14 protein-coding genes are annotated in these 19,588 nt (G+C 73.6%); 6 read left to right on the top strand and 8 right to left on the bottom strand.

Annotated features, from left to right (window positions below; translation table 11 throughout):
* Positions 1–982, bottom strand: a 982-nt coding sequence (locus ADK52_RS28945) for a helix-turn-helix transcriptional regulator (RefSeq protein ID WP_053692796.1), incomplete at its 3' end; no start/stop codon positions are given.
* Between the two features lie 110 nt (positions 983–1,092).
* Between ADK52_RS28945 and ADK52_RS28940 the strand changes: the two genes are divergently transcribed.
* The 4 genes from ADK52_RS28940 (at position 1,093) to ADK52_RS28925 (ending at position 9,275) form a co-directional block, all read left to right on the top strand.
* The gene (locus tag ADK52_RS28940) at positions 1,093–1,746 is read left to right on the top strand and encodes a TIGR03086 family metal-binding protein (RefSeq protein ID WP_078988681.1); all 654 of its coding nucleotides are present in this window, start codon (positions 1,093–1,095) and stop codon (positions 1,744–1,746) included.
* A 176-nt stretch (positions 1,747–1,922) separates the two neighbouring features.
* Entirely contained in the window at positions 1,923–3,830 is a 1,908-nt protein-coding gene (locus ADK52_RS28935) for an RNA ligase family protein (protein ID WP_078988683.1), read from the top strand.
* Entirely contained in the window at positions 3,830–6,793 is a 2,964-nt protein-coding gene (locus tag ADK52_RS28930; RefSeq protein ID WP_053692795.1) for a poly(A) polymerase, read from the top strand. Before ADK52_RS28935 ends, ADK52_RS28930 begins: the two co-directional genes overlap by 1 nt.
* A 325-nt stretch (positions 6,794–7,118) precedes the next feature.
* Positions 7,119–9,275, top strand: coding sequence for a discoidin domain-containing protein (locus tag ADK52_RS28925; RefSeq protein ID WP_053692794.1), 2,157 nt, complete (start codon positions 7,119–7,121; stop codon positions 9,273–9,275).
* Between the two features lie 71 nt (positions 9,276–9,346).
* Here the strand turns inward: ADK52_RS28925 and ADK52_RS28920 are convergent, their stop codons facing one another.
* The 5 genes from ADK52_RS28920 to ADK52_RS28900 all read right to left on the bottom strand — a co-directional run bounded on the left by ADK52_RS28920 (position 9,347) and on the right by ADK52_RS28900 (position 15,019).
* Entirely contained in the window at positions 9,347–10,264 is a 918-nt protein-coding gene (locus ADK52_RS28920; RefSeq protein WP_182508881.1) for an NADP-dependent oxidoreductase, read from the bottom strand.
* 150 nt (positions 10,265–10,414) lie between these two features.
* Positions 10,415–11,800, bottom strand: a complete 1,386-nt coding sequence (locus tag ADK52_RS28915; RefSeq protein ID WP_053692792.1) for a GH1 family beta-glucosidase — start codon at positions 11,798–11,800, stop codon at positions 10,415–10,417.
* Positions 11,801–11,822: 22 nt separating this feature from the next.
* Positions 11,823–12,662, bottom strand: a complete 840-nt coding sequence (locus ADK52_RS28910) for a carbohydrate ABC transporter permease (RefSeq protein ID WP_053692801.1) — start codon at positions 12,660–12,662, stop codon at positions 11,823–11,825.
* A gap of 97 nt (positions 12,663–12,759) precedes the next feature.
* Positions 12,760–13,689 (bottom strand): carbohydrate ABC transporter permease, encoded by a 930-nt coding sequence (locus tag ADK52_RS28905; protein ID WP_053692791.1) that lies wholly within the window; start codon positions 13,687–13,689, stop codon positions 12,760–12,762.
* Between the two features lie 10 nt (positions 13,690–13,699).
* A complete protein-coding gene (locus tag ADK52_RS28900; protein WP_053692790.1) occupies positions 13,700–15,019 on the bottom strand; it encodes an ABC transporter substrate-binding protein in 1,320 nt (439 codons plus the stop codon).
* A 257-nt stretch (positions 15,020–15,276) separates the two neighbouring features.
* On the opposite strand from ADK52_RS28900, the gene ADK52_RS28895 reads away from it, so the two are divergent.
* Positions 15,277–16,587 carry an ROK family transcriptional regulator gene (locus ADK52_RS28895; RefSeq protein WP_053692789.1) on the top strand — a complete coding sequence of 437 codons (1,311 nt, stop codon included), beginning with the start codon at positions 15,277–15,279 and terminating at the stop codon, positions 16,585–16,587.
* 10 nt (positions 16,588–16,597) lie between these two features.
* Here the strand turns inward: ADK52_RS28895 and ADK52_RS28890 are convergent, their stop codons facing one another.
* A complete protein-coding gene (locus ADK52_RS28890) occupies positions 16,598–17,473 on the bottom strand; it encodes a LysR family transcriptional regulator (RefSeq protein ID WP_053692788.1) in 876 nt (291 codons plus the stop codon).
* Between the two features lie 154 nt (positions 17,474–17,627).
* Here ADK52_RS28890 and ADK52_RS28885 point away from each other — a divergent pair, with 154 nt between their 5' ends.
* On the top strand, positions 17,628–18,365 hold the full coding sequence (locus ADK52_RS28885) for an SDR family oxidoreductase (RefSeq protein WP_053692787.1): 738 nt from the start codon (positions 17,628–17,630) through the stop codon (positions 18,363–18,365).
* Between the two features lie 77 nt (positions 18,366–18,442).
* On the opposite strand, the gene ADK52_RS28880 is transcribed toward ADK52_RS28885, so the two are convergent.
* Positions 18,443–19,519 carry an RNA ligase (ATP) gene (locus tag ADK52_RS28880; protein ID WP_053692786.1) on the bottom strand — a complete coding sequence of 359 codons (1,077 nt, stop codon included), beginning with the start codon at positions 19,517–19,519 and terminating at the stop codon, positions 18,443–18,445.
* Between the last annotated feature and the right edge of the window lie 69 nt (positions 19,520–19,588).

Below are 19,588 nucleotides of genomic sequence, written 5' to 3'. Positions count from 1 at the left end.
CCCCCGCCTGCCCCGCTTCCCCCGCCTGCCCGGCGTCTTCCCCCGCGTACATCGCCGTGAGTTCGGCGCCGAGCCGGGCCAGCCACTGCCGTACCTCGGGCGGCTCCAGGACCTCGACTCCCGCCCCCAGCCCCGCCAGGTGGCCGGCCAGTGCCTGGGCGGCCGGGCCGTCGACCCACGCCTCGGTCCAGCCGTCGGGCAGCGGGCCGCCGACGCGCACCCGGCCGCCGAGGAGCCGTTGCAGCAGGGCCAGCCTGTCGGGGCGGACGCGGACCCGCGCGGTCACCGCGTTCATGCCGTCCTGGAAGGCCCCGGACAGGGCACGCCAGGCCGTGGCGAGGTCGAAGTCGGGCGGCCGGACCACGGGTTCGCCGGTCGGCTCGACGGAGGTGACCCGGCTGAGCCGGAAGGTGCGCAGGCCCTTGTCCGTTCCGGCGACCAGGTAGTCGCGCCCCGCCTTGGCGACGAGCCCGAGGGGGTCCACCGTACGCACGCCGGCCGGTTTGCCCACGCCCGCGTACCCGAGGCGGACGCGGATCCCGTCCACGACGGCGCCCTGGAGCGCGGAGCGGTGGGCGGCATCGGCCGTGACGGCGTTGCGGGACCAGTCCGTGGCGTCGACGACCCCGGCGCGGGTGGCGGCCTCGGCCTCCGCGCGCAAGGTGGGCGGCAGGGCCCGGACCAGCTTGCGCAGGGTGGTGCGCAGTTCGGGGGTGGCCGTCAGGGGCCCGGTGACGAGGAAGAGCGCCCGTATCTCGTCGGTGGTCAGGCCGGTGAGGTTGGTACGGGCCCCGCCGACGAGGGACCAGCCGCCGCCGCGGCCGCGCTGCGAGTAGACGGGGATGCCGGACGCGGCCAGGGCTTCCAGATCGCGGCGCGCGGTGCGCTCGGACACCTCCAGCTCGGCGGCCACTTCGGGGACGGTGACGCGGCCGCGCTCCTGGAGGAACAGCAGGGTCGCCACCAAGCGGTCGGCTCTCATGTGCCTCTTTCCTCGTCGCGGGTCGGAGTCTTTCCCGTCTCTTCCGTTCCGTTTCATTCTCTTCGGGAAACTGGCCAGAAGGTGGCCAGTTTGGATTACAGGATGAGCACATGAACGAGATCGAGCAGCTCATCGAGACCCCTTCCACCGACTCCGGCGCAACGGCCACCGGTACCGACACCGTCGTCGCCTCCTCCTTCGACCCGCGGCTCGACCTCGCCGCGGCCGTCGAACTGGCGGGCCGCACCCTCGCCGCCGTCCGGCCCGAGCAGTACGACGCCGCGACCCCCTGCGACGAGTTCGACGTCCGGCGGCTGTCCAGCCACCTCGTCGCCGTGGTCCGCCGGATCTCGGTGATCGGGCGGGGCGAAGACCCGTTCAGCGTCCCCTCCTTCGCCGACGAGATCGCCGACGGCGGATGGGCGGCGGCCTGGGAGCCGGGCGCCCGCGAGGTCGCGGAGGTGTGGGCCGACCCCGGCATCCTCGGCCGGCAGCTGCGCCTTCCGATGGGCGTCCTGCCGGGCGCGGCCGCCGCGGCCGTGTACACCCACGAACTCACCGTGCACACCTGGGACCTGGCCCGGGCGACCGGCCAGCAGCCGAAGTGGGACCCGGCCCTGATCGAGCGGGTGATCGGCGTCGTACGTCGTGCGCTGCCCGCCGAAACCCGGGGCGGGCGGATCCCGTTCGCCGAGGTCGTGACCGTGGACCCCGACGCCCCGGCCATCGACCGGCTGGTGGCCTGGGCCGGACGCCGGCCCTGAGGCACCGCGGCCCTGAGGCACCGCGGCCCTGGGGCACCGCGGCCCTGGGGCACCGCGGCCCTGGGGCCTTGGGGCCTTGGGGCCTTGGGGCCTTGAGCGGCCGCGTTATTGATTGGATGCCCCGGCTCCGGATACCTAGAGTGACGACGAATCCCGTCGTCGAGCTGGAGCCGGCCATGCGCGCGCACTACCCCCGTACCCCGCACCTGCCCTGGTCCCCCGGGGCGGCGGCGGACGACGTGCGCGCCGCCGGTCTCGCGGGGCTGGCCGGGCGCGAGGTCGTGGTCACCGAGAAGCTGGACGGGGAGAACACCACCCTGTACGCGGACGGTCTCCACGCGCGCTCGCTGGATTCGGGCCACCACCCCTCGCGGGCCTGGGTCAAGGGCCTCCAGAGCCGGATCGGCGCCGGCATACCGGTGGGGTGGCGGGTGTGCGGGGAGAACCTGTACGCCCGCCACTCGCTCCCGTACGAGGACCTCGACGGCTGGTTCTACGGGTTCTCGGTGTGGGACGGCGAGCACTGCCTGGACTGGGACCGGACCGTGAGCTTCCTGCACGGCCTCGGGGTGCCCACCCCGCGCGTGCTCTGGCGGGGCGTCTTCGACGAGCGCGCGCTGCGCAAGCTCCGGCTCGACACCACGCGGCAGGAGGGGTACGTCGTACGGACGGTGGCCGGGTTCGCGCGGGCGGACTTCGGGCGGTGCGTCGCCAAGTGGGTGCGGGGCGGCCACGTGCAGACGGACACGCACTGGATGTACGCGCAGGTGGTGCCGAATGGACTCGGTCCGCGGGCCCCGCTGTGGGCGGTGCGTTCGGGCTCCGAGCCCGATGCGGCGCAGCTGGCGGCCGCCCTCGGCCTGGAGTCCGCGCCCGAGGGCGGGGCCGGGCCGGTCGTCGCGGGGATCGAGCCGGTCGTCGCGGCGGTGGGGCCGGTCGTCGCCGAGGTGGGGCCGGTCGTCGCCGAGGTGGCGGGCCGGCTCGACGCGTCGGGCCGCACCGGCGAGGCCCGGTTGGCCGGGGTGCTGGCCGCCGTACTGCACCGCGCGCCGCGGGCCCGGATCGCGGCGCGGCTGGCCGCGGGGCCGGTCGGGATGCCGCTCGCCCGACGGGTCGCCGACCTGGTCGGGCTCTACCCGTACCTCCAGCGGCCGTTCCCGGACGAGGGGCGGCGGGCCGGGCTGGTCCGGATGGCCGTCGCCGCCGATCTCGGGGTGCTGCACGCGCTCGCGGGGGCGGCCGCGGGTCATGCGGCGGATGCCGCGGCGCGGGAGTGCGTCGAGTGGTCCGCGCTGTGCGCCGAGGAGGCGGGGCTGCTCGGCCCCGATCCGCTGGGCCCGCTGCGCGCGGGGCTGCGGGAGGCCCTCGGGGGTCTCGGCGCGGACGCGGCGGACCGCTGCTGGGCGGAGGCCCGGGAGGCGTTCGGGCGGGGCGGGATCTCCACCGCCGGGGAGGCGGTGGCGGCGACCTGGCGGTGGCGGGACGGCAGCTTCCCGCGGCTGGTGCAGCTCTGCGGGCCCTCGGGCAGCGGGAAGAGCACGTACGCCCGCAGCCTGCCGGGCGTGGCCGCGTACATCAGTCTGGACGATCTGCGCACCGCCCGGGGTTCCCGGGCCGACCAGCGGTCCAACGCCGACGTGCTGCGCGAGGGCCTGGACCGGCTGGACGCCGCGCTGGCCGCGGCGGCGGGAGCCGGGTCCACGGTGGTGTGGGACGCCACCTCCCTCACCGAGCAGCAGCGGGGCCTGGCAGGTGCGGTCGCGCGGCGCCGGGACGCGCTGGTCACCCAGGCCGTGGTGCTGGTCGAGGAGGCGGAGCTGGTCCGGCGCAATGCCGTGCGGCCCCATCCCGTACCGGCGGAGGTACTGACCACCCAGCTGCACCGGTTCAGCCCGCCGTATCCGGGCCACGGGTCCGCGCACCGCGTCCGGTACATCGGGGCGGGCGGGACGGTGGAGGACACGGCGGGGACCATCGGGACCGTGGCCGGGACGGCGTCGGCGTCGGCGTCGATGTCGGCGTCGGCGTCGGCGTCCGGGCCGGCGGCCGCGGCAGTGGCAGTGGCAGTGGGCGAGGACGGCTGATGCGTACCAGTGAGGAGCTCTACCACCAGGTCCGCTGGGATCCCCGCTTCGATCCCGCGCGCTTCGTGTTCGGGCTGCACCAGCGCGGGGCGCCGCCGAAGCGGGTCCCGCTGCCGTCCTTCGTACCGGGCGGCGACATCCCCTGGCACCGGGTGCTGTTCGTGGAGGCGGACGGCGAGCTCGTGTGGGACCGGGCGAGCGGTGTGGACCGGATCGACGCCACCGGGGCCGGCCGGATCCGCGAACCGCGGCTGCTGCGCGCCCCGTTCTTCACCGCCCGGACCCCGTACGCATGGGACCCGGCGGACGGCGGTGCCTGGCGGCCGGCGCAGGCCCCGGCCGAGAACGGTCCCGTGCCACCGGACTCCCGGCCGGGACCGCAGCGCGTCAGGCTGCTGACCTGGAACACGCTGTGGGACCGGTACGACGCCCCGCATATCGACACCGCCCTGCGCAGGCCGATGCTGCTGGCCGACCTGGCGGCCGCCGATGCCGATGTGATCGCCCTCCAGGAGGTCGAACCTGCACTGCTCGACATGGTGTTGGCGCAGCCGTGGGTGCGCGCCGCGTACACGGTCGGCACCGATCCGCGCGGCAAGGACGTCGCCGCGAGCGGGCTGCTGGTGCTGAGCCGGCTGCCCGTACGGGAGGCGGGGCTGCACCTGCTGGGACCGCACAAGGCGGTCGCGGCGATGACGGTGGACACCGCGAGCGGCCCCCTCGTCGTGGCCTCCGTCCATCTGACGAGCGATCACACGGAGAACGGCGCCGGGCGCCGCGGCACCGAACTGGCAAAAATCGCGGAGGGGTTGAGCGCCATCGAGGCGGACGCCGCGCTGCTCGGCGACTTCAACGACGGACGCTCCGGACCGGAGGGGCCGGCGGCGGCGCTGGGCGTGCGGGACGCCTGGACCGAGGTGCACGGGGCGCGGGACGCCACGCCGACCTTCGATCCGGTGGCCAATCCACTGGCCGCGGTGGGCTCGCTGTCGGGGCGCCCCGGCCGGCTGGACCGGGTCCTGCTGCGTTCGGCGGGGGCGCGGGTGCGGGAGGCCGCCTTGCGGGGCGACACCCCGGGTCCGGAGGGGCTGTTCATCTCGGACCACTTCGGGGTGGAGGCGGTGGTGGAGTTCGGGGAGCGGGTCGACGGGCGCGCGGTGCTCGACGTACGGGCGACCGCGCGGACGGCGGTGGCCTGGCTGCCGCCGCACGATCCGGCGGTCGAGGAGCTGCGCCGCGCGCACGACCCGGCGGTCCGGCGCTGGCCAGCGCACGTGAACCTGCTGTTCGGCTTCGTACCGGAGTCCTCGTTCGAGGCGGCCCTGCCGCTGCTGGCCGAAGCGGCCGCGCAGGCGGCGCCGTTCACGGCCCGGCTGGCCGGGGTGCACAGCTTCGGGCACCGGGAGGACGCCACGCTGTGGCTGGACCCGGCGGCCGCCGGCGACCAGCCGTGGCAGCAGCTGCGGCGGGTGCTCGCCGAACGGTTCCCGGGGTGCCGGGGGCGCGACGGCTTCACCCCGCACCTGACGCTGGGGCGCAGCCGGGATCCGCAGCGTGCGCTGGCGGAGTTCACCGCGCGACTCGGCGGATCCGGGACCGGGGCGGGGGCCGGGGCCGGGGCCGGGACTTCGGCCCGGGTCGGGGAGCTCGTGGTGCTGTCCCGGCGCGGGGACGGACCGATGCGGGTCCGGGCGACGGTGGAACTCGGCACGGGCGCGTGGCGCTGGGTGCCGGAACCGGAAACCGCACCGGAAGCACCGCCGGCCCATGAGGCCGAGGCGGCCGAGGCAGCCCAGGCGGCCGCCCTCACCGGCAGGATCGGGGAGGCGCTGGGTGACGGCGTCGTGCACCTCGCCGGGTCCCGCCGCATGGGCTGCGCCCTGCCCGGAGCGGACCTCGACCTGGTCGCGGCCCTGCCGGGTACGGCCGGCATCGCGGGGGTGCGGGGGCGGGTCGCGGCGGCGCTTTCGGAGGCCGAGCGGCTGCGGGAGGTCGTCGGAGCGCGGGTCCCGGGGCTGCGGCTGCGCGCGGCCGGGCGGGACGTGGACCTGGTGGTCGTCGCCACGGGCGCGGTACACCCGGCGCGGGCGGTGGAGTTGCGGGCGGAGCTCGGCGAGGCGGCCGCGGTCGCGCTCAGCGCGGTCAGCGACGCCGAAGCCGTACGGGACTTCGTGGGCGCCGAGCGGCATGCGGAGTTCGTCCGGCTGGCCCGGGAGGTCAAGGCGTGGGCCCGCGCCCGGGGGCTGGACTCGGCGCCGTTCGGCGGACTGCCGGGGCTGGCCTGGGCGGTGCTGGCGGCTCGTACGGTCCGGGAGGCCGCCGACCCGTCCCCCGCGGCCCTGCTCCGGGAGTTCTTCGGGACCTGGGCCGCCTGGGACTGGCGTGACCCGATCGCCCTGACACTTCCGGCCCCGGATCCGCACCCGGCTCCGGCTCCAACGCCCGGTCCCGACCCCGGCCCCGACCCCGTCACGGTCCTCACCCCCTCCACGCCGGTCCGCAGCTGCACGGCCCAGGTCGGCCCGGGCCTGCGCGATCTGCTGGTTCGGGAGCTCTACCGCACCTGGGAACTCCTGGAGACGGAGGACGAGGCCGAGCCCCTCGTCCCCGACCGCGCCTTCGCTCTCGCCCTCGCCGCCCCGCCGATGCACCGCCGGCACGCGGCATGGGCCGTGGTGACCGTACGGGCCGACGAACCCCGGGAGTTCGAGGAGCGCCTCGGCCGGGCCAGGGGCCGGATGCGCGCCCTGCTCGGTGCCCTCGCGGAGGCCGGTGTCCGGGACGCGCACGCCTGGCCGCGTCCGTTCGCGCTCTCCCCCGTCTCGGCCCGGTACGCGATCGGGCTCGGCGCTGCCCCGCCCGACGCGGCCGGGCTCGCCGCGCTCGCGGACCGCTGGTCCGCCGAGCTCCCCGGCGTCGAAGTCACCTGGGCGGAATGCGGAGCGGTCCCCTCGCTCGGGTGAACCACCCTCTCCATGGCGCCAAGTAGCGAACGCATGCCGGCCCTCACCCTCCACCCGGGGCCACTCTCCGAAGACGGCCAGGCTCCGTCCCGCCCAGCGGGTGAGGCGGGACAGAGCGGCCAGGAGTCTCAGTGGAGTGCCGCCACCTTTTTTCGTCAACACTTTTCACAAGGATTGAAGAAACTCCGAGTTCACAGGCACCACCAGCAATTGACACGCTCTCAGACGTTCACTTCATGAACGCTGAAACCCTTGACGGCCTCCATGGCGGGCAGTTCACTCACGCTTCGATCCCCCCGGATCCACGACGTCAGGAGAGCCCCCCATGCCACGCCTCTCGGACCATCCGCCGCGACTGACGGCGGCGGCCCTCGCCGCCGCGCTCATAGCGGCCCTCCTCGTGCTCCTCCCGGGAACCGCCGCCCAGGCCGCACCCGTCCTCCTGTCCCAAGGCAGGCCCGCCACCGCCTCCAGCCAGGAGAACGCCGGCACGCCCGCCACCGCCGCCGTCGACGGCGACAACGGCACCCGCTGGTCGAGCCAGTTCGCCGACCCGCAGTGGATCCAGGTCGACCTCGGCGCCCCCGCCCAGCTCAGCCAGGTCGCACTGCGCTGGGAGACCGCGTACGCGAAGGCGTACCGGATCGAGCTGTCCCCCGACGGCACCAGCTGGAGCACCGCGTACTCCACGACCACGGCCACCGGCGGGGTCACCACCCACGACATCACCGGCACCGCCCGCTACGTCCGCGTGTACGGCACCCAGCGCGCCACCCAGTGGGGCTACTCCCTCTACGAGTTCCAGGTCTTCGGCACCTCCGGCGGCGGCCCCACCCTCCCCGGCGGCGGCGACCTCGGCCCCAACGTGATCGTCTTCGACCCGTCGACCCCGAACATCCAGGCCAGGCTGGACGAGGTGTTCCGGCAGCAGGAGTCGGCCCAGTTCGGCGCCGGCCGCTACCAGTTCCTCTTCAAGCCGGGCACGTACAACGGCCTCAACGCCCAGATCGGCTTCTACACCTCCATCTCGGGCCTGGGCCTCAGCCCCGACGACACCACCATCAACGGCGACGTGACCGTCGACGCGGGCTGGTTCGGCGGCAACGCCACCCAGAACTTCTGGCGTTCGGCCGAGAACCTGGCGCTCAATCCCGTGAACGGCACCGACCGCTGGGCAGTGTCCCAGGCCGCGCCGTTCCGCCGCATGCACGTCAAGGGCGGGCTCAACCTCTCCCCCGACGGCTTCGGCTGGGCCTCCGGCGGCTACATCGCCGACTCGAAGATCGACGGCCAGGTCGGCAACTACTCGCAGCAGCAGTGGTACACGCGCGACAGCGCGATCGGCGGCTGGGGCAACGGCGTCTGGAACCAGGTCTTCTCCGGGGTCCAGGGCGCGCCCGCCCAGTCCTTCCCGAACCCGCCGTACACCACGCTCGACACCACTCCCGTCTCCCGGGAGAAGCCGTTCCTCTACCTCGACGGGACCGAGTACAAGGTCTTCGTCCCGGCCAAGCGCGCGAACGCGCGCGGCACCTCGTGGGGCAACGGCGCGCCGCAGGGCACCTCGCTCCCGTTGAGCCGGTTCTACCTGGTCAAGCCGGGCACGACCGCCGCGACGATGAACCAGGCGCTGGCCCAGGGCCTGCAGCTGCTCTTCACCCCCGGCGTCTACCACCTCGACCAGACCCTCCAGGTGAACCGCGCGGACACGGTCGTCCTGGGCCTCGGCCTGGCCACGATCGTCCCGGACACCGGGGTGACGGCGATGAGGGTCGCCGACGTGGACGGGGTGCGGCTCGCCGGCTTCCTGATCGACGCCGGGCCGGTCAACTCGCCGAGCCTGCTGGAGGTCGGACCGGCCGGCACGACGACGGACCACGGCGGCAACCCGACGACCGTGCAGGACGTGTTCATCCGGGTCGGCGGCGCCGGCCCCGGCAAGGCCACCGTCGGCATGGTGATCAACAACCACGACACGATCGTCGACCACACCTGGATCTGGCGGGCCGACCACGGCGACGGGGTGGGCTGGGAGACCAACCGCGCCGACTACGGGTTCCGCGTGAACGGTGACGACGTACTGGCCACCGGGCTCTTCGTCGAGCACTTCAACAAGTACGACGTGCAGTGGAACGGCGAGCGCGGCCGCACGGTCTTCTTCCAGAACGAGAAGGCGTACGACGCCCCGAACCAGGCGGCGGTCCAGAACGGCACGACCAAGGGCTACGCCGCGTACAAGGTGGCCGACTCGGTGACCGTCCACGAGGGCTGGGGCCTGGGCAGCTACTGCTACTACAACGTGGATCCGACGATCCGTCAGGACCACGGGTTCCAGGCGCCGGTGAAGCCGGGCGTGAGGTTCCACGACCTGCTCGTCGTCTCGCTCGGCGGCCAGGGGCAGTACGAGCACGTCATCAACACCACCGGCGCACCCACCTCGGGAACGTCGACGACCCCCTCCACGGTCGTCTCCTTCCCCTGACCGCGGAAGGCCGGTGCGGCGCGGGGCGGCCGGGGGGCCGCCCCGCGCGTCCGCGCGTCCGCACGGACCGGTCAGACCTCCAGGATGATCTTTCCGGCGGTGCGGCCCGTCTGGCTGAGTTCGAAGGCCTGCGCGAGCTGCGACAGGGGGAACGTCTCGGCGATGGTGACCGTGAGCTGCCCGCTGTCGGCGAGGCGGCCCAGTTCGGCCAGGCCCTCGGCGTCGGGCCGCACCCACATCCACTGGCCTCCCGCGCCGAGCACGCTGGGGTCGGCGATGGAGGCGTGCCGGCCGCCCTTGGCGAGGACCGCCTGGGTGACGTCGAGGACGCCGCCGACGAAGTCCGCGGCGACGGTGACCCCGTCGGGCGCGAGTGCGCGCACCCGGTCGACCAGGCCCTCCCCGTACTCGACGGGTTCACAGCCGAGTTCGCGCAGCCGGTCGTGGTTGCGCGGGGAAGCGGTGCCGATGACCCGGGCTCCCAGCGCGCGGGCGAGCTGCACCCCGAAGGACCCGACCCCACCCGCGGCCCCGTGGATGAGGACGGTGTCGTCCTTGCCGGTGGCGAGCCGGGTGAGCAGCTGGTACGCGGTGAGTCCGGCCAGCGGCAGGCCGGCCGCCTCCTGCCAGGACAGTGAGGCGGGCTTGGCGGCCGCGGCCCGTACGGGCACGCTGACGTACTCGGCGAAGGTCCCGCCGTGCACGTAGTCCTTGCGGGCGTACGCCATGACCTCGTCGCCGACCGCGAACTCGGGCGTGTCGATGCCGACCCGCTCGACCGTGCCGGCGACGTCCCAGCCGGGGACGACCGGGTACATGACGTCCATCAGCGGGTCGAGCCCGCCGGCCATGATCTTCCAGTCGACGGGGTTGACCGAGGCGCACTTGACCCGGACGAGGAGCTCGCCGGGGGCCAGCTTGGGCATGGGCAGCCGGGTCTCGGTGAGCACCTCCGTCCCGCCGTACGTCTCGTACGCCATCGCCCGCATGGTGTCCTCGGACATCTACCCGACCTCTCCCTGTGCCATGAGCCTGAGCTGGTGGAAGCACCGTCTCCCATCCCATCACGAAAGGCCGTGCCCGCCCCGAGAAGCGGGGCGGGCACGGCGCGGCGCGGGGAGCAGCGGGGAGCCGCGGTCTCACAGGGCCCGGTGGGCGGCGATCACCTCGGCGTAGCGGCGTCCGCTGGTCTTGATCGTGCGGCGCTGGGTGGCGTAGTCGACGCGGACCAGGCCGAAGCGCTTGTCATAGCCGTAGGCCCACTCGAAGTTGTCCAGGAGGGACCAGGCGTAGTAGCCGGCCAGCGGTGCGCCGCGGCGGGCGGCGCGGGCGCAGGCCGCCAGGTGCCCGGTCAGGTACCGGGCGCGCTCGGGGTCGTGGACGCTGCCGTCGGCGGCGACGGTGTCGTGGTACGAGGAGCCGTTCTCGGTGACGTGGATGCGCCGGGCCCCGTACTCCTCGGTCAGCCGCATGAGCAGGATCTCCAGGCCGTTCGCGTCGACCTCCCAGTCCATGCCGGTGCGCGCGGCGCCGGGCCGGTCGATCTGGCGGGCGTACGGGGCGGGGCCGGCCGGATCGGCGGTGACCGTCTGCGGGAAGTAGTAGTTCAGGCCGGTCCAGTCGAGCGGGGCGGCGATGGCGGCCAGGTCGCCGGGGCGTTCGGGGAGGTCGACGGCGTAGACCTCGCGCATGTCGGCGGGGAAGCCGCGGCCGTGGACCGGGTCGAGCCACCAGCGGTTGACGTGGCCGTCCATGCGCAGGGCCGCCGCCCGGTCGGCTTCGGAGTCGGTGGCGGGCTCGATCGTGGAGAGGTTGTTGACGATGCCGATCTGGGCGCCGGGGGCCGCGGCCCGTACGGCCTGGGTGGCGAGGCCGTGGCCGAGCAGCAGGTGGTACGAGGCGCGGACGGCGGCGGTCAGGTCGGTCCAGCCGGGGGCCATCCTCCCTTCCAGGTGGCCGATCCACGCCGAGCACAGGGGCTCGTTCAGGGTGGCCCACTGGGTGACCCGGTCGCCGAGGCGGGCGGCGACGAGCCCGGCGTACGCGGCGAAGTGCTCGGCGGTCGACCGCTCGGGCCAGCCCCCGCGGTCCTGGAGTGCCTGGGGCAGGTCCCAGTGGTAGAGGGTGACGGAGGGGGTGATCCCGGCGGCGAGCAGGCCGTCGACGAGCCGGTCGTAGAAGGCGAGGCCCTTGGGGTTGGCCGGGCCGTCGCCGCCGGGGACCACGCGCGGCCAGGCGACGGACATCCGGTAGGCGTTGGTGCCGAGCTCCCGCATCAGGGCGATGTCCTCGCGCCAGCGGTGGTAGTGGTCGCAGGCGGTGTCGCCGGTGTGGCCGCCGTCGACGGCGCCCGGGGTGCGGGAGAAGGTGTCCCAGATGGAGGGGGCGCGGCCGTCCTCGGCTACGGCGCCCTCGATCTGGTAGGCGGAGGTCGCGGTGCCCCAGGCGAACTCACGGGGCAGGGCGGCGAGATCGATGGCGCCGAGTTCCGCGCCGGTTTCGAAACGGGTTCCGGAAAGGGTCATGCGACGGCTCCTGCCGAACGGGTCATTTGACGGCTCCCGCCGTGAGGCCGGCCACCAAGTAACGCTGGAGCAGCAGGAATCCGGCGACGACGGGGATGCTGACGACGAGCGAGGCGGCCATGATCTGGTTCCAGTAGACGTCGGTCTGCGTGGAGTAGCCCTGCAGTCCGACGGCGAGGGTGCGGGTGGTGTCGTTCGTCATGACGGAGGCGAAGAGCACCTCGCCCCAGGCGGTCATGAACGCGTACACGGCGACGGCGACGATGCCGGGGACGGCGGCCGGGACCACGACGCGCAGCAGCGCGCCGAGCGGGCCGCAGCCGTCGACGGTGGCCGCCTCGTCGAGGTCGCGGGGCACCGAGTCGAAGTACCCGATGAGCATCCAGATGGAGAAGGGGAGGGAGAAGGTCAGGTACGTGAGGATCAGCGCGCCGCGGGAGCCGTAGAGGGCGATTCCGGTGGCGTTGCCGATGTTCACGAAGATCAGGAACAGCGGGAGGAGGAAGAGGATCCCGGGGAACATCTGGGTGGAGAGGACGGTCACGGTGAACAGGCGCTTGCCGCGGAAGCGGTGGCGGCTGACGGCGTAGGCCGCGAAGACGGCGATGACGACGGAGGCGGCGGTGGCCGCGCCCGCCACGATCAGGGAGTTCACGAAGTACCGGGCGAGCGGGACGGTGTGCCAGATGTCGATGTAGGGGCGGACGGTGAGCCCGCTGGGGATCCAGCGGAAGCGGCCCGCGACGTCCTGGAGCGGCTTGAGGGAGCTGGTGACCATGACGTAGACGGGCAGCAGGACGAAGCCGGAGAGCAGGGTGAGGAAGAGCGCGCGGACCACCCTGAAGGTGAGGGGCGGGGCCAGCGGCGAGGACCGGCGGCTGCCGCTGCCGCTGCTACTGCTGTTGCTGTTGCTGTTGCTGTTGCTGTTGCTGTTGCCGGTGCTGCTGCCCCTGCTGTGGTCAGGCATGCCCCTTCCTCCTTCCGCGGGTCGTGACGAGCAGGTACCCGGCGGTGACCAGCAGCAGGAAGAGCAGCAGCAGGACGGACATGGCCGATCCGGTGCCGAAGTTCCAGGTGACGAAGCTGGATTGGTAGATGTGGAGGGAGATCAGGTCGGCGGGCTCGGGGGCCGACTTGCCGAACAGTACGAACGGCGTGTTGAAGTCGTTGAAGGTCCACAGGAACAGCACCAGGATCAGGACCTGGTTGACCGCGCCGACCGAGGGCAGAGTGATCCGGCGGATCTGCTGCCAGATGCCGGCGCCGTCCAGCGCGGCGGCCTCGTACAGCTCGCCGGGGATGTTCTGGAGGGCGGCGGTCACGATGAGGAAGGCGAACGGCCAGCCCTTCCAAACGGAGACGGTCAGCAGGGCCCAGAAGCTGTTGCCGCCCAGCAGCCAGAAGGTGTGCTCCCCGTCGATCAGGCCGAGTTGGTCGTGCAGGAGGTGGTTCACCAGGCCGTTGTCCCGCTGGAACATGAACGCCCAGGTGATGACCGCCGCGTACACGGGCAGGGCGTACGGGACCAGGAACAGGGCGCGCAGGAGGCCGCGGCCGCGGAATCCCTCCTGCATGAACACCGCCGCCGCGGTGCCCAGCAGCCAGCATAGGGCGACGGAGAGCAGGGTGAAGAGGCACGTGGTGAGGAAGGAGCGCAGGAGGGCTTCGCCGACGGGCCGGTTGACGTCGAGGACGAGTGCGTAGTTGTCCCAGCCCGTCCAGGGGGCGCGGGACCAGTCGCGGATGAAGAACTGCGTCAGCCGGCGGAAGCTCATCAGGATGCCCATCACCATCGGGACGAGGTGGATGAGCAGTTCGAGGAGGAGGGCGGGCAGGAGCAGGAGGTACGGGAGGGAACCGCGGCGCAGGCGCGCGTACGTGGGGCTCATCGGGCCGGACTCAGCTCGCCATCTGCTGCTGGGCCTTGGTGAGCTTGGCCTTGACCGATTCGGTGGTGACGGGGCGGCCCGCCGCGGCGTCGGCGAAGAGCTCCTTGACGGCGGTGCCGACGGCGGTCTCGAACTGGGACTCCTGCGGGACCTGCGGGAGCGGGGCGGCGCTGGTGCCCAGGGTGGTGCGGAGCACGGTGAGGTCCTCGGTGGAGAACGCGGGGTCGCTCTGGGCGGCCTTGACGGGCGGGATGGAGCCGTACGTCTTGTTGAGGATCCTCTGCTCGTCGTCGCTGGTCATGAACTTCACGAACGCGAGGGAGCCGTCGATGTTGTCGGTGTTCTTGAAGACGGCGAGGTTGATGCCGGCGACCATGGAGTTGGTGCCGGGGCCGGAGCCGGGCGTGCCGCCCGCGGGCACCGGGACCGGGGCCACTCCCCAGTCGCCCTCCTTCATGCCGTGGCTCTTGAAGGAGGAGGCGGCGCTCTGCCACAGGACCATGGCGGTCTTGCCGTTGGCGAAGTCCTGGAGGGACTGGTTCTGGGCGTACTCGGCGTTGCCCGGCGCGATGATCTTGTCCTTGGCCATCAGGTCGACGTACTGCTTGACGGCGTCGACGGCGCCCGGGGAGTCGAAGGCGGGCTTGCCCGCCGCGTCGAAGAAGTCCGCGCCGTGCTGCTTGGCGAGGACGAAGGCCTGGTGGATGTTGTTGGAGAGGTTGGCGCCCTCGGCACCGAGGGCCCACTTGCCGTCCTTGGACAGCCGCTGCCCGGTCGTGACCATCTCGTCCCAGGTGGCCGGGGGCTTCGTTATGCCCGCCTCCTGGAACATCTTCCTGTTGTAGTAGAGCGCGTACGCCATCGAGTACAGCGGGACGGCGGCCGGGTCCTGGCCGGCGGCGCCCGCCGAGCCGATGGCCGACTCCACGAAGCGGTCCTTGCCGCCGATCGCCGCGAAGTTCTCGCCGTTCCACGGGAGCAGGGCGCCGGTGGCCTGGAGGGAGGAGGACCAGGTGTTGCCGATGTTGAGGACGTCGGGGCCCTGGCCGGAGGCGGTGGCGGCGAGGATCCGGTTGAGCAGGTCCGACCAGGGGACGACTTCGAGCTTGACCTTGATGCCGGTCCGCTCCTCGAACTTCTTCAGCTCCGGGCCGAGGGCCGCCTGGTCCGCCGCGAGGTCCGGGCCCTGGTTGGAGGCCCAGTAGGTGAGTTCCTTGGGGGCGGCGTTGGAGCCGCCGCCGGTGTCCGCGGTGCCGCCGCCGCAGGCGGTGGCGGCGGCGGCGAGCAGGGAGGCGGTGACGGCGGCAGCGGCGGCTCGGGTTCTGCGCATGGCGGATCGGCCCCTTTCGGCAGGGTCGGGGAAGGCCGGCGGGTGTTCTCGGCCCGGGCGGCGGTGTTCCGGCGGTGATGCTTCAGCGGCGGTGCCCCGGCGGCGACGCTCCGGCGGCGCCCACCGCATCGGAGCCCAGCGGCCCAAGGCCTTAATTCAGGACGTGAGTTAAGCCTCGTGAAAGGGTCGCGTCAAGGGGTCTGGCAAGGGTATGTTGCGAGCGACTACAGGGCGGACGGCAGGACGGAAGGAGCCAGATGACCACAGGGCGTGGCGGCCGTACGGTGCGGGACCTGCGGCGCGGCAACCGCAGCGCCGTGCTCCAGCGGCTGTACTTCGGCGGGCCGATGAGCCGGCAGGAACTCGGGCCCGCCACCGGGCTGAGCTCCGGCTCCGTCAGCAACGTGGTCGGCGAACTCGTCGCGGACGGACTGCTGGAGGAGGCCGGGATCGTCGACTCGGACGGCGGCCGGCCGCGCACCCTGCTGCGCGTGGCTCCCGGCAGCGCCCACATGATCGGGGTCGACGTAGGCGAAACCCGGGTCCGCGTCGAGCTGTTCGACCTCGCGCTGACGGAACTCGCCCGCGCCGAGCTGCCGTTGCAGCCGCGCGGCTGCTACGACGTCGGCCCGATCGTGGACCACGTCCGGACCGGGATCGCCGCCGTCCTCGCGGAGGCCGGTGTCGGGACGGGCAGGCTGCTGGGGGTGGGCGTGGGCGTTCCCGGCATAGTGGAACGCGAGGCGCCGGGCGGAGCGGTCGTCCACGGCCAGACCATCGGCTGGGACGCGGTCCCGCTGGAGGCCCTGCTGCGGGCGACGGGCGCCGTACCGCCGGAGGTCCCGTACATCATCGACAACGGGGCGCGCACGCTCGGTCAGGCCGAGATGTGGTTCGGGGCGGGGCGCGGCGCCCGCGAGGCCGTCGTCGTCCTGTTCGGCTCGGGCGTGGGTGCCAGCCTGATCACGGACGGCTCACCCGACGGGGGCACGACCGAGGGCACCCCGCTGGAGTGGGGGCACTTGACCGTCTCGGTACGGGGACGGCGCTGCCGGTGCGGGGCGCTGGGCTGCCTGGAGGCGTACACGGGGGCGGAGTCGCTGCTGCAGCGGTGGTCGGAGCGGGGCGGGCGCGCCTCGGACGCGGCGGACGAGGAGGAGGCCCTGTCGGCCCTGCTCGCGGCGGCCGTCGCGGCGGATCCGGTGGCCCTGGAGGTCCTGGAGGAGACCGCGGAGTACCTCGGCGCGGGCCTGTCGGACGTGGTCAACCTGTTCCGGCCGGAGCGCATCCTGATCGGCGGCTGGGCCGGCCTGCTGCTGGGCCCGCACATCCTGCCGGCCGTACGGGAGCACGCGGCCCGGTACTCCCTGCGCCATCCCGCCGAGCGCGTCACGATCGGCCTGGGCTCCCTGGGCCCGGACGCGGTCACGGTCGGCGCGGCGACGCTCCCGCTGTCGGCGTTCTTCGCCACGGGCGGCCGCCCCGCGCCCCGGCCCCCGCAGCCGGAAGCCCCGGGCTGGCGCACCTCCCTGGAGGTCCGCGCCGGATCGCCGGCCCGGCGGCCGTGAACTTCCGGGCTCAGGCTCCGGCGGCCTGTGCGCACCGGGCGAGCGTGTCCAGGAAGGCCGTGGTGAGCGGGTCGGGGTGCGGGCGCGCATAGGCGGCCAGCATCCGGCGCACCGGCGGTTCGGGACGCAGCACCCGCCCCGCGAAGCCGGACGGTACGACGCTCTCGGGGACCAGGGCCGGGCCGAGCCCGGTGGCGGCCAGCAGCGGCGCCGCGGCCGTCTGTTCGGTCCGTACGGCGGCGCGCGGCCGGAAGCCGGCCGCCGCGCAGGCCTGGTCCACCACCTCGGCCAGGCCGTTGCCGGGGGCGTAGTGCACCCATGAGCGGTCCGCCAGGTCCACCAGGCGCACCCGGTCCGGCGCCGGATCGTCGGCGGGGACGGCCAGCACGAACTCCTCCTCCCCCAACTTCCGTACCGGGCCGTCCCATTCACGGGGTTCGGGGCCGACGGCGAGGTCGGCGCGGCCTGCGGTCATCGCGGCGAGCAGCGCGTCGGTGTGCGGGAACTCGATGAGCCGGATGCGGACGTCGGGATGGCGCTCGTGCCAGGTGCGCAGCACCGGGAGCAGGATCCCGAGGGTGACCGAGTAGACGGCGGCGACCTGGATCTCGCCGCCGTCCAGGCCGACGGCGCGGCGGGCCGCGGTCCGGGCCCGTTCGGCGTCGGCGAGAGCGGCCCGGGCGTGCGGGAGCATCGCGCGGCCCATCGGCGTCAGCCTGACCGCGCGCGGGAGCCGCTCCAGCAGTGGTCCGCCCGCATCCCGCTCCAACGCGCGGACCTGGTGCGACAGGGCGGGCTGGGAGACGTGCAGGAGCTCGGCGGCCCGGGTGAAGGAGCCGGTGTCCACGACGGTGACCAGGTACTCGAGCTGCCGCAGGGTCGTCATGAGCAAATCTTATGGCAGCGGTAGAAACCATGTCTTGGACGTATGGGATCCGCTGGATGGAGAGTCGTGGAGGTACGGGACGCGGGAACCCGGACCCCCCGGAACCCCAGAACCCCACACCCCAGAACTCAGAACTCAGAACTCAGGACCACCCATGACCACTGCTGCTCTCTTCCAGGACTCCCTCGACGGCAAGCGGCTCGTCGTCGTCGGCGCCGGCTCGCACATCGGGCGCACGCTGGCCCGTACGGCGTCGGCGGCCGGCGCCGAGCTCGTCCTCGCCGGGCCCGACGCGGACCGGCTGGCGGCGACGGCGGCCGCCCTGCCCGGACCCGCCCGTGTCCAGCCGACCGACCTCACCGACGAGGGGTCGATCGCCGCTCTCGCCGAGGCCGCGGGCCGCGTCGACCACGTCGTCTCGACGGCCGCCGTCCCCGCCAACGGGCCCGTGTCCGGCCTCGTGCTCGCCGACGTCCAGCGGGCGTTCGCGGCGAAGGTGTTTGGCCCGTTGCTGCTCGCCAAGCACTTGGCGGGGCGGATGGACGAGGGCGGCTCCTTCACCTTCTTCTCCGGCGTCGCGGCCTGGCGGCCCGCCCCGGAGCGGGTGGTCATGGCCACCACCAACGGGGCCCTGGCCTTCCTGGTGGAGGCGCTGGCCGTCGAACTGGCGCCCCTGCGGGTCAACGCCGTCTCCCCCGGCATCATCGACTCCGGGGCCTGGGACCGGCTCGGCGAGGGCAAGGCGGCGTTCCTGCGCGGGGTCGCGGACCGCAACCCCGCCGGCAGGACCGGCACCCCGGACGACGTGGTGCGCTCGGTGCTGTACGCGATCGGCAACCCGTTCGTCACCGGCACCGTGCTGCACGTGGACGGCGGTGCGCGCCTCGTCTGAGCCGGCCGGCTCCGGGTCCCGGAGCCGGCTCACGCCCGGCGCCCGCTCGCGCGGAGCCGGGTGCGCGGGCGCCGGGGTCACTCGTACTCCGTACCTCCCTTGCGGGTGAGGTAGGCCGGGCTGACCGCCTTGGCCACGGCGCGGCCGCCGACCACCGGGCTGTGGCGCTCCACCACCGGGCGGATCACGACGCCCTCGCGCAGGTGCGTGGACCGGCCGGACACCGTCTCCCGGCCGGTCGCCAGCTCCAGTACGGTGGCGAGCTCGTACGGTCCCTCGAACAGCCGGGGAACCAGGGGCAGTTCACCGTCCGGGAGCAGTTCCTGCGGGTCCAGCCACCGCACCTGCCCGTCGATCTCCGCCGATACGTCGAAGACGGCGTATCCCGGCCCGGTGGCGGCCGTACGGGCGTCCGTGCCGTACGCGAGGTCCTGGACGCCCGCGCCGTACACCTCGCCGAAGACGCCGATCCGGGTGGCGCCCAGCCGCTCGGCCAGCTTCGCGGCGACCTCCGGTACTCCGTGGCCGCGTACGGCACGCCAGTACAGGTTGCGCTCGTCCTCCCGCAGGGCCAGCCCCTTCGAGCCGAAGCCCTTGGAGGAGACCAGCACCCGGCCGCCGTCGGCGACGTACGTCAACAGGCAGGCCGTGCCGTGCAGTTTCTCGGTGAGGACGACCGGCTCGCCGGGCTCGAACAGGTCCGGGTAGCGCTGGAGGTTCTCGATGTCCACCCACGGGAGCAGTTCGGGCGCTGCCTCCACCTCGCCGTTCATCGTCGTCGGGACGGGCGGCGCCCACTTGGTGATCCCGAGCAGCTCGGCGAAGTCCGTACCCTCCCCGGCCGCCCGGGCCAGGTCCACGTCGGCCAGCGCACGCGGCCGGCACACCAGCCCCTGCGACAGTTCGCCGCGCAGCCGGACCGCCTTGACCCGGTCGGCGGCGCCTCCGGCGAGGCGGCCGGTCAGGCCGAGCTCCTCGATCAGGCCGGCGGGCAGCACGGCCTGTTCGGGTATGTAGAGGGCGAACTCGCCGGTGCGGTAGGCGCCCTTGGCGACGACGGCCCGGTAGAGGCCGACCTGGGCCAGCTCCAGCGCGTCGGCGTTCGGGTGCTCGTGGACGGTCAGCTCTTCGGCGGTGACCCGCAAGGTCGACATGTACCCAACTCCTGGGACGGGGCGTACGGACGGACGGTGTCGTTGCACCGGGGTCCACTGTGCGACCTG

This window comes from Streptomyces sp. WM6372 (assembly GCF_001279655.1).
Taxonomy (GTDB): domain Bacteria; phylum Actinomycetota; class Actinomycetes; order Streptomycetales; family Streptomycetaceae; genus Streptomyces.
The sequence above is the reverse complement of the archived record's forward strand: the minus strand, read 5'-3'. Positions and strand labels throughout refer to the sequence as shown.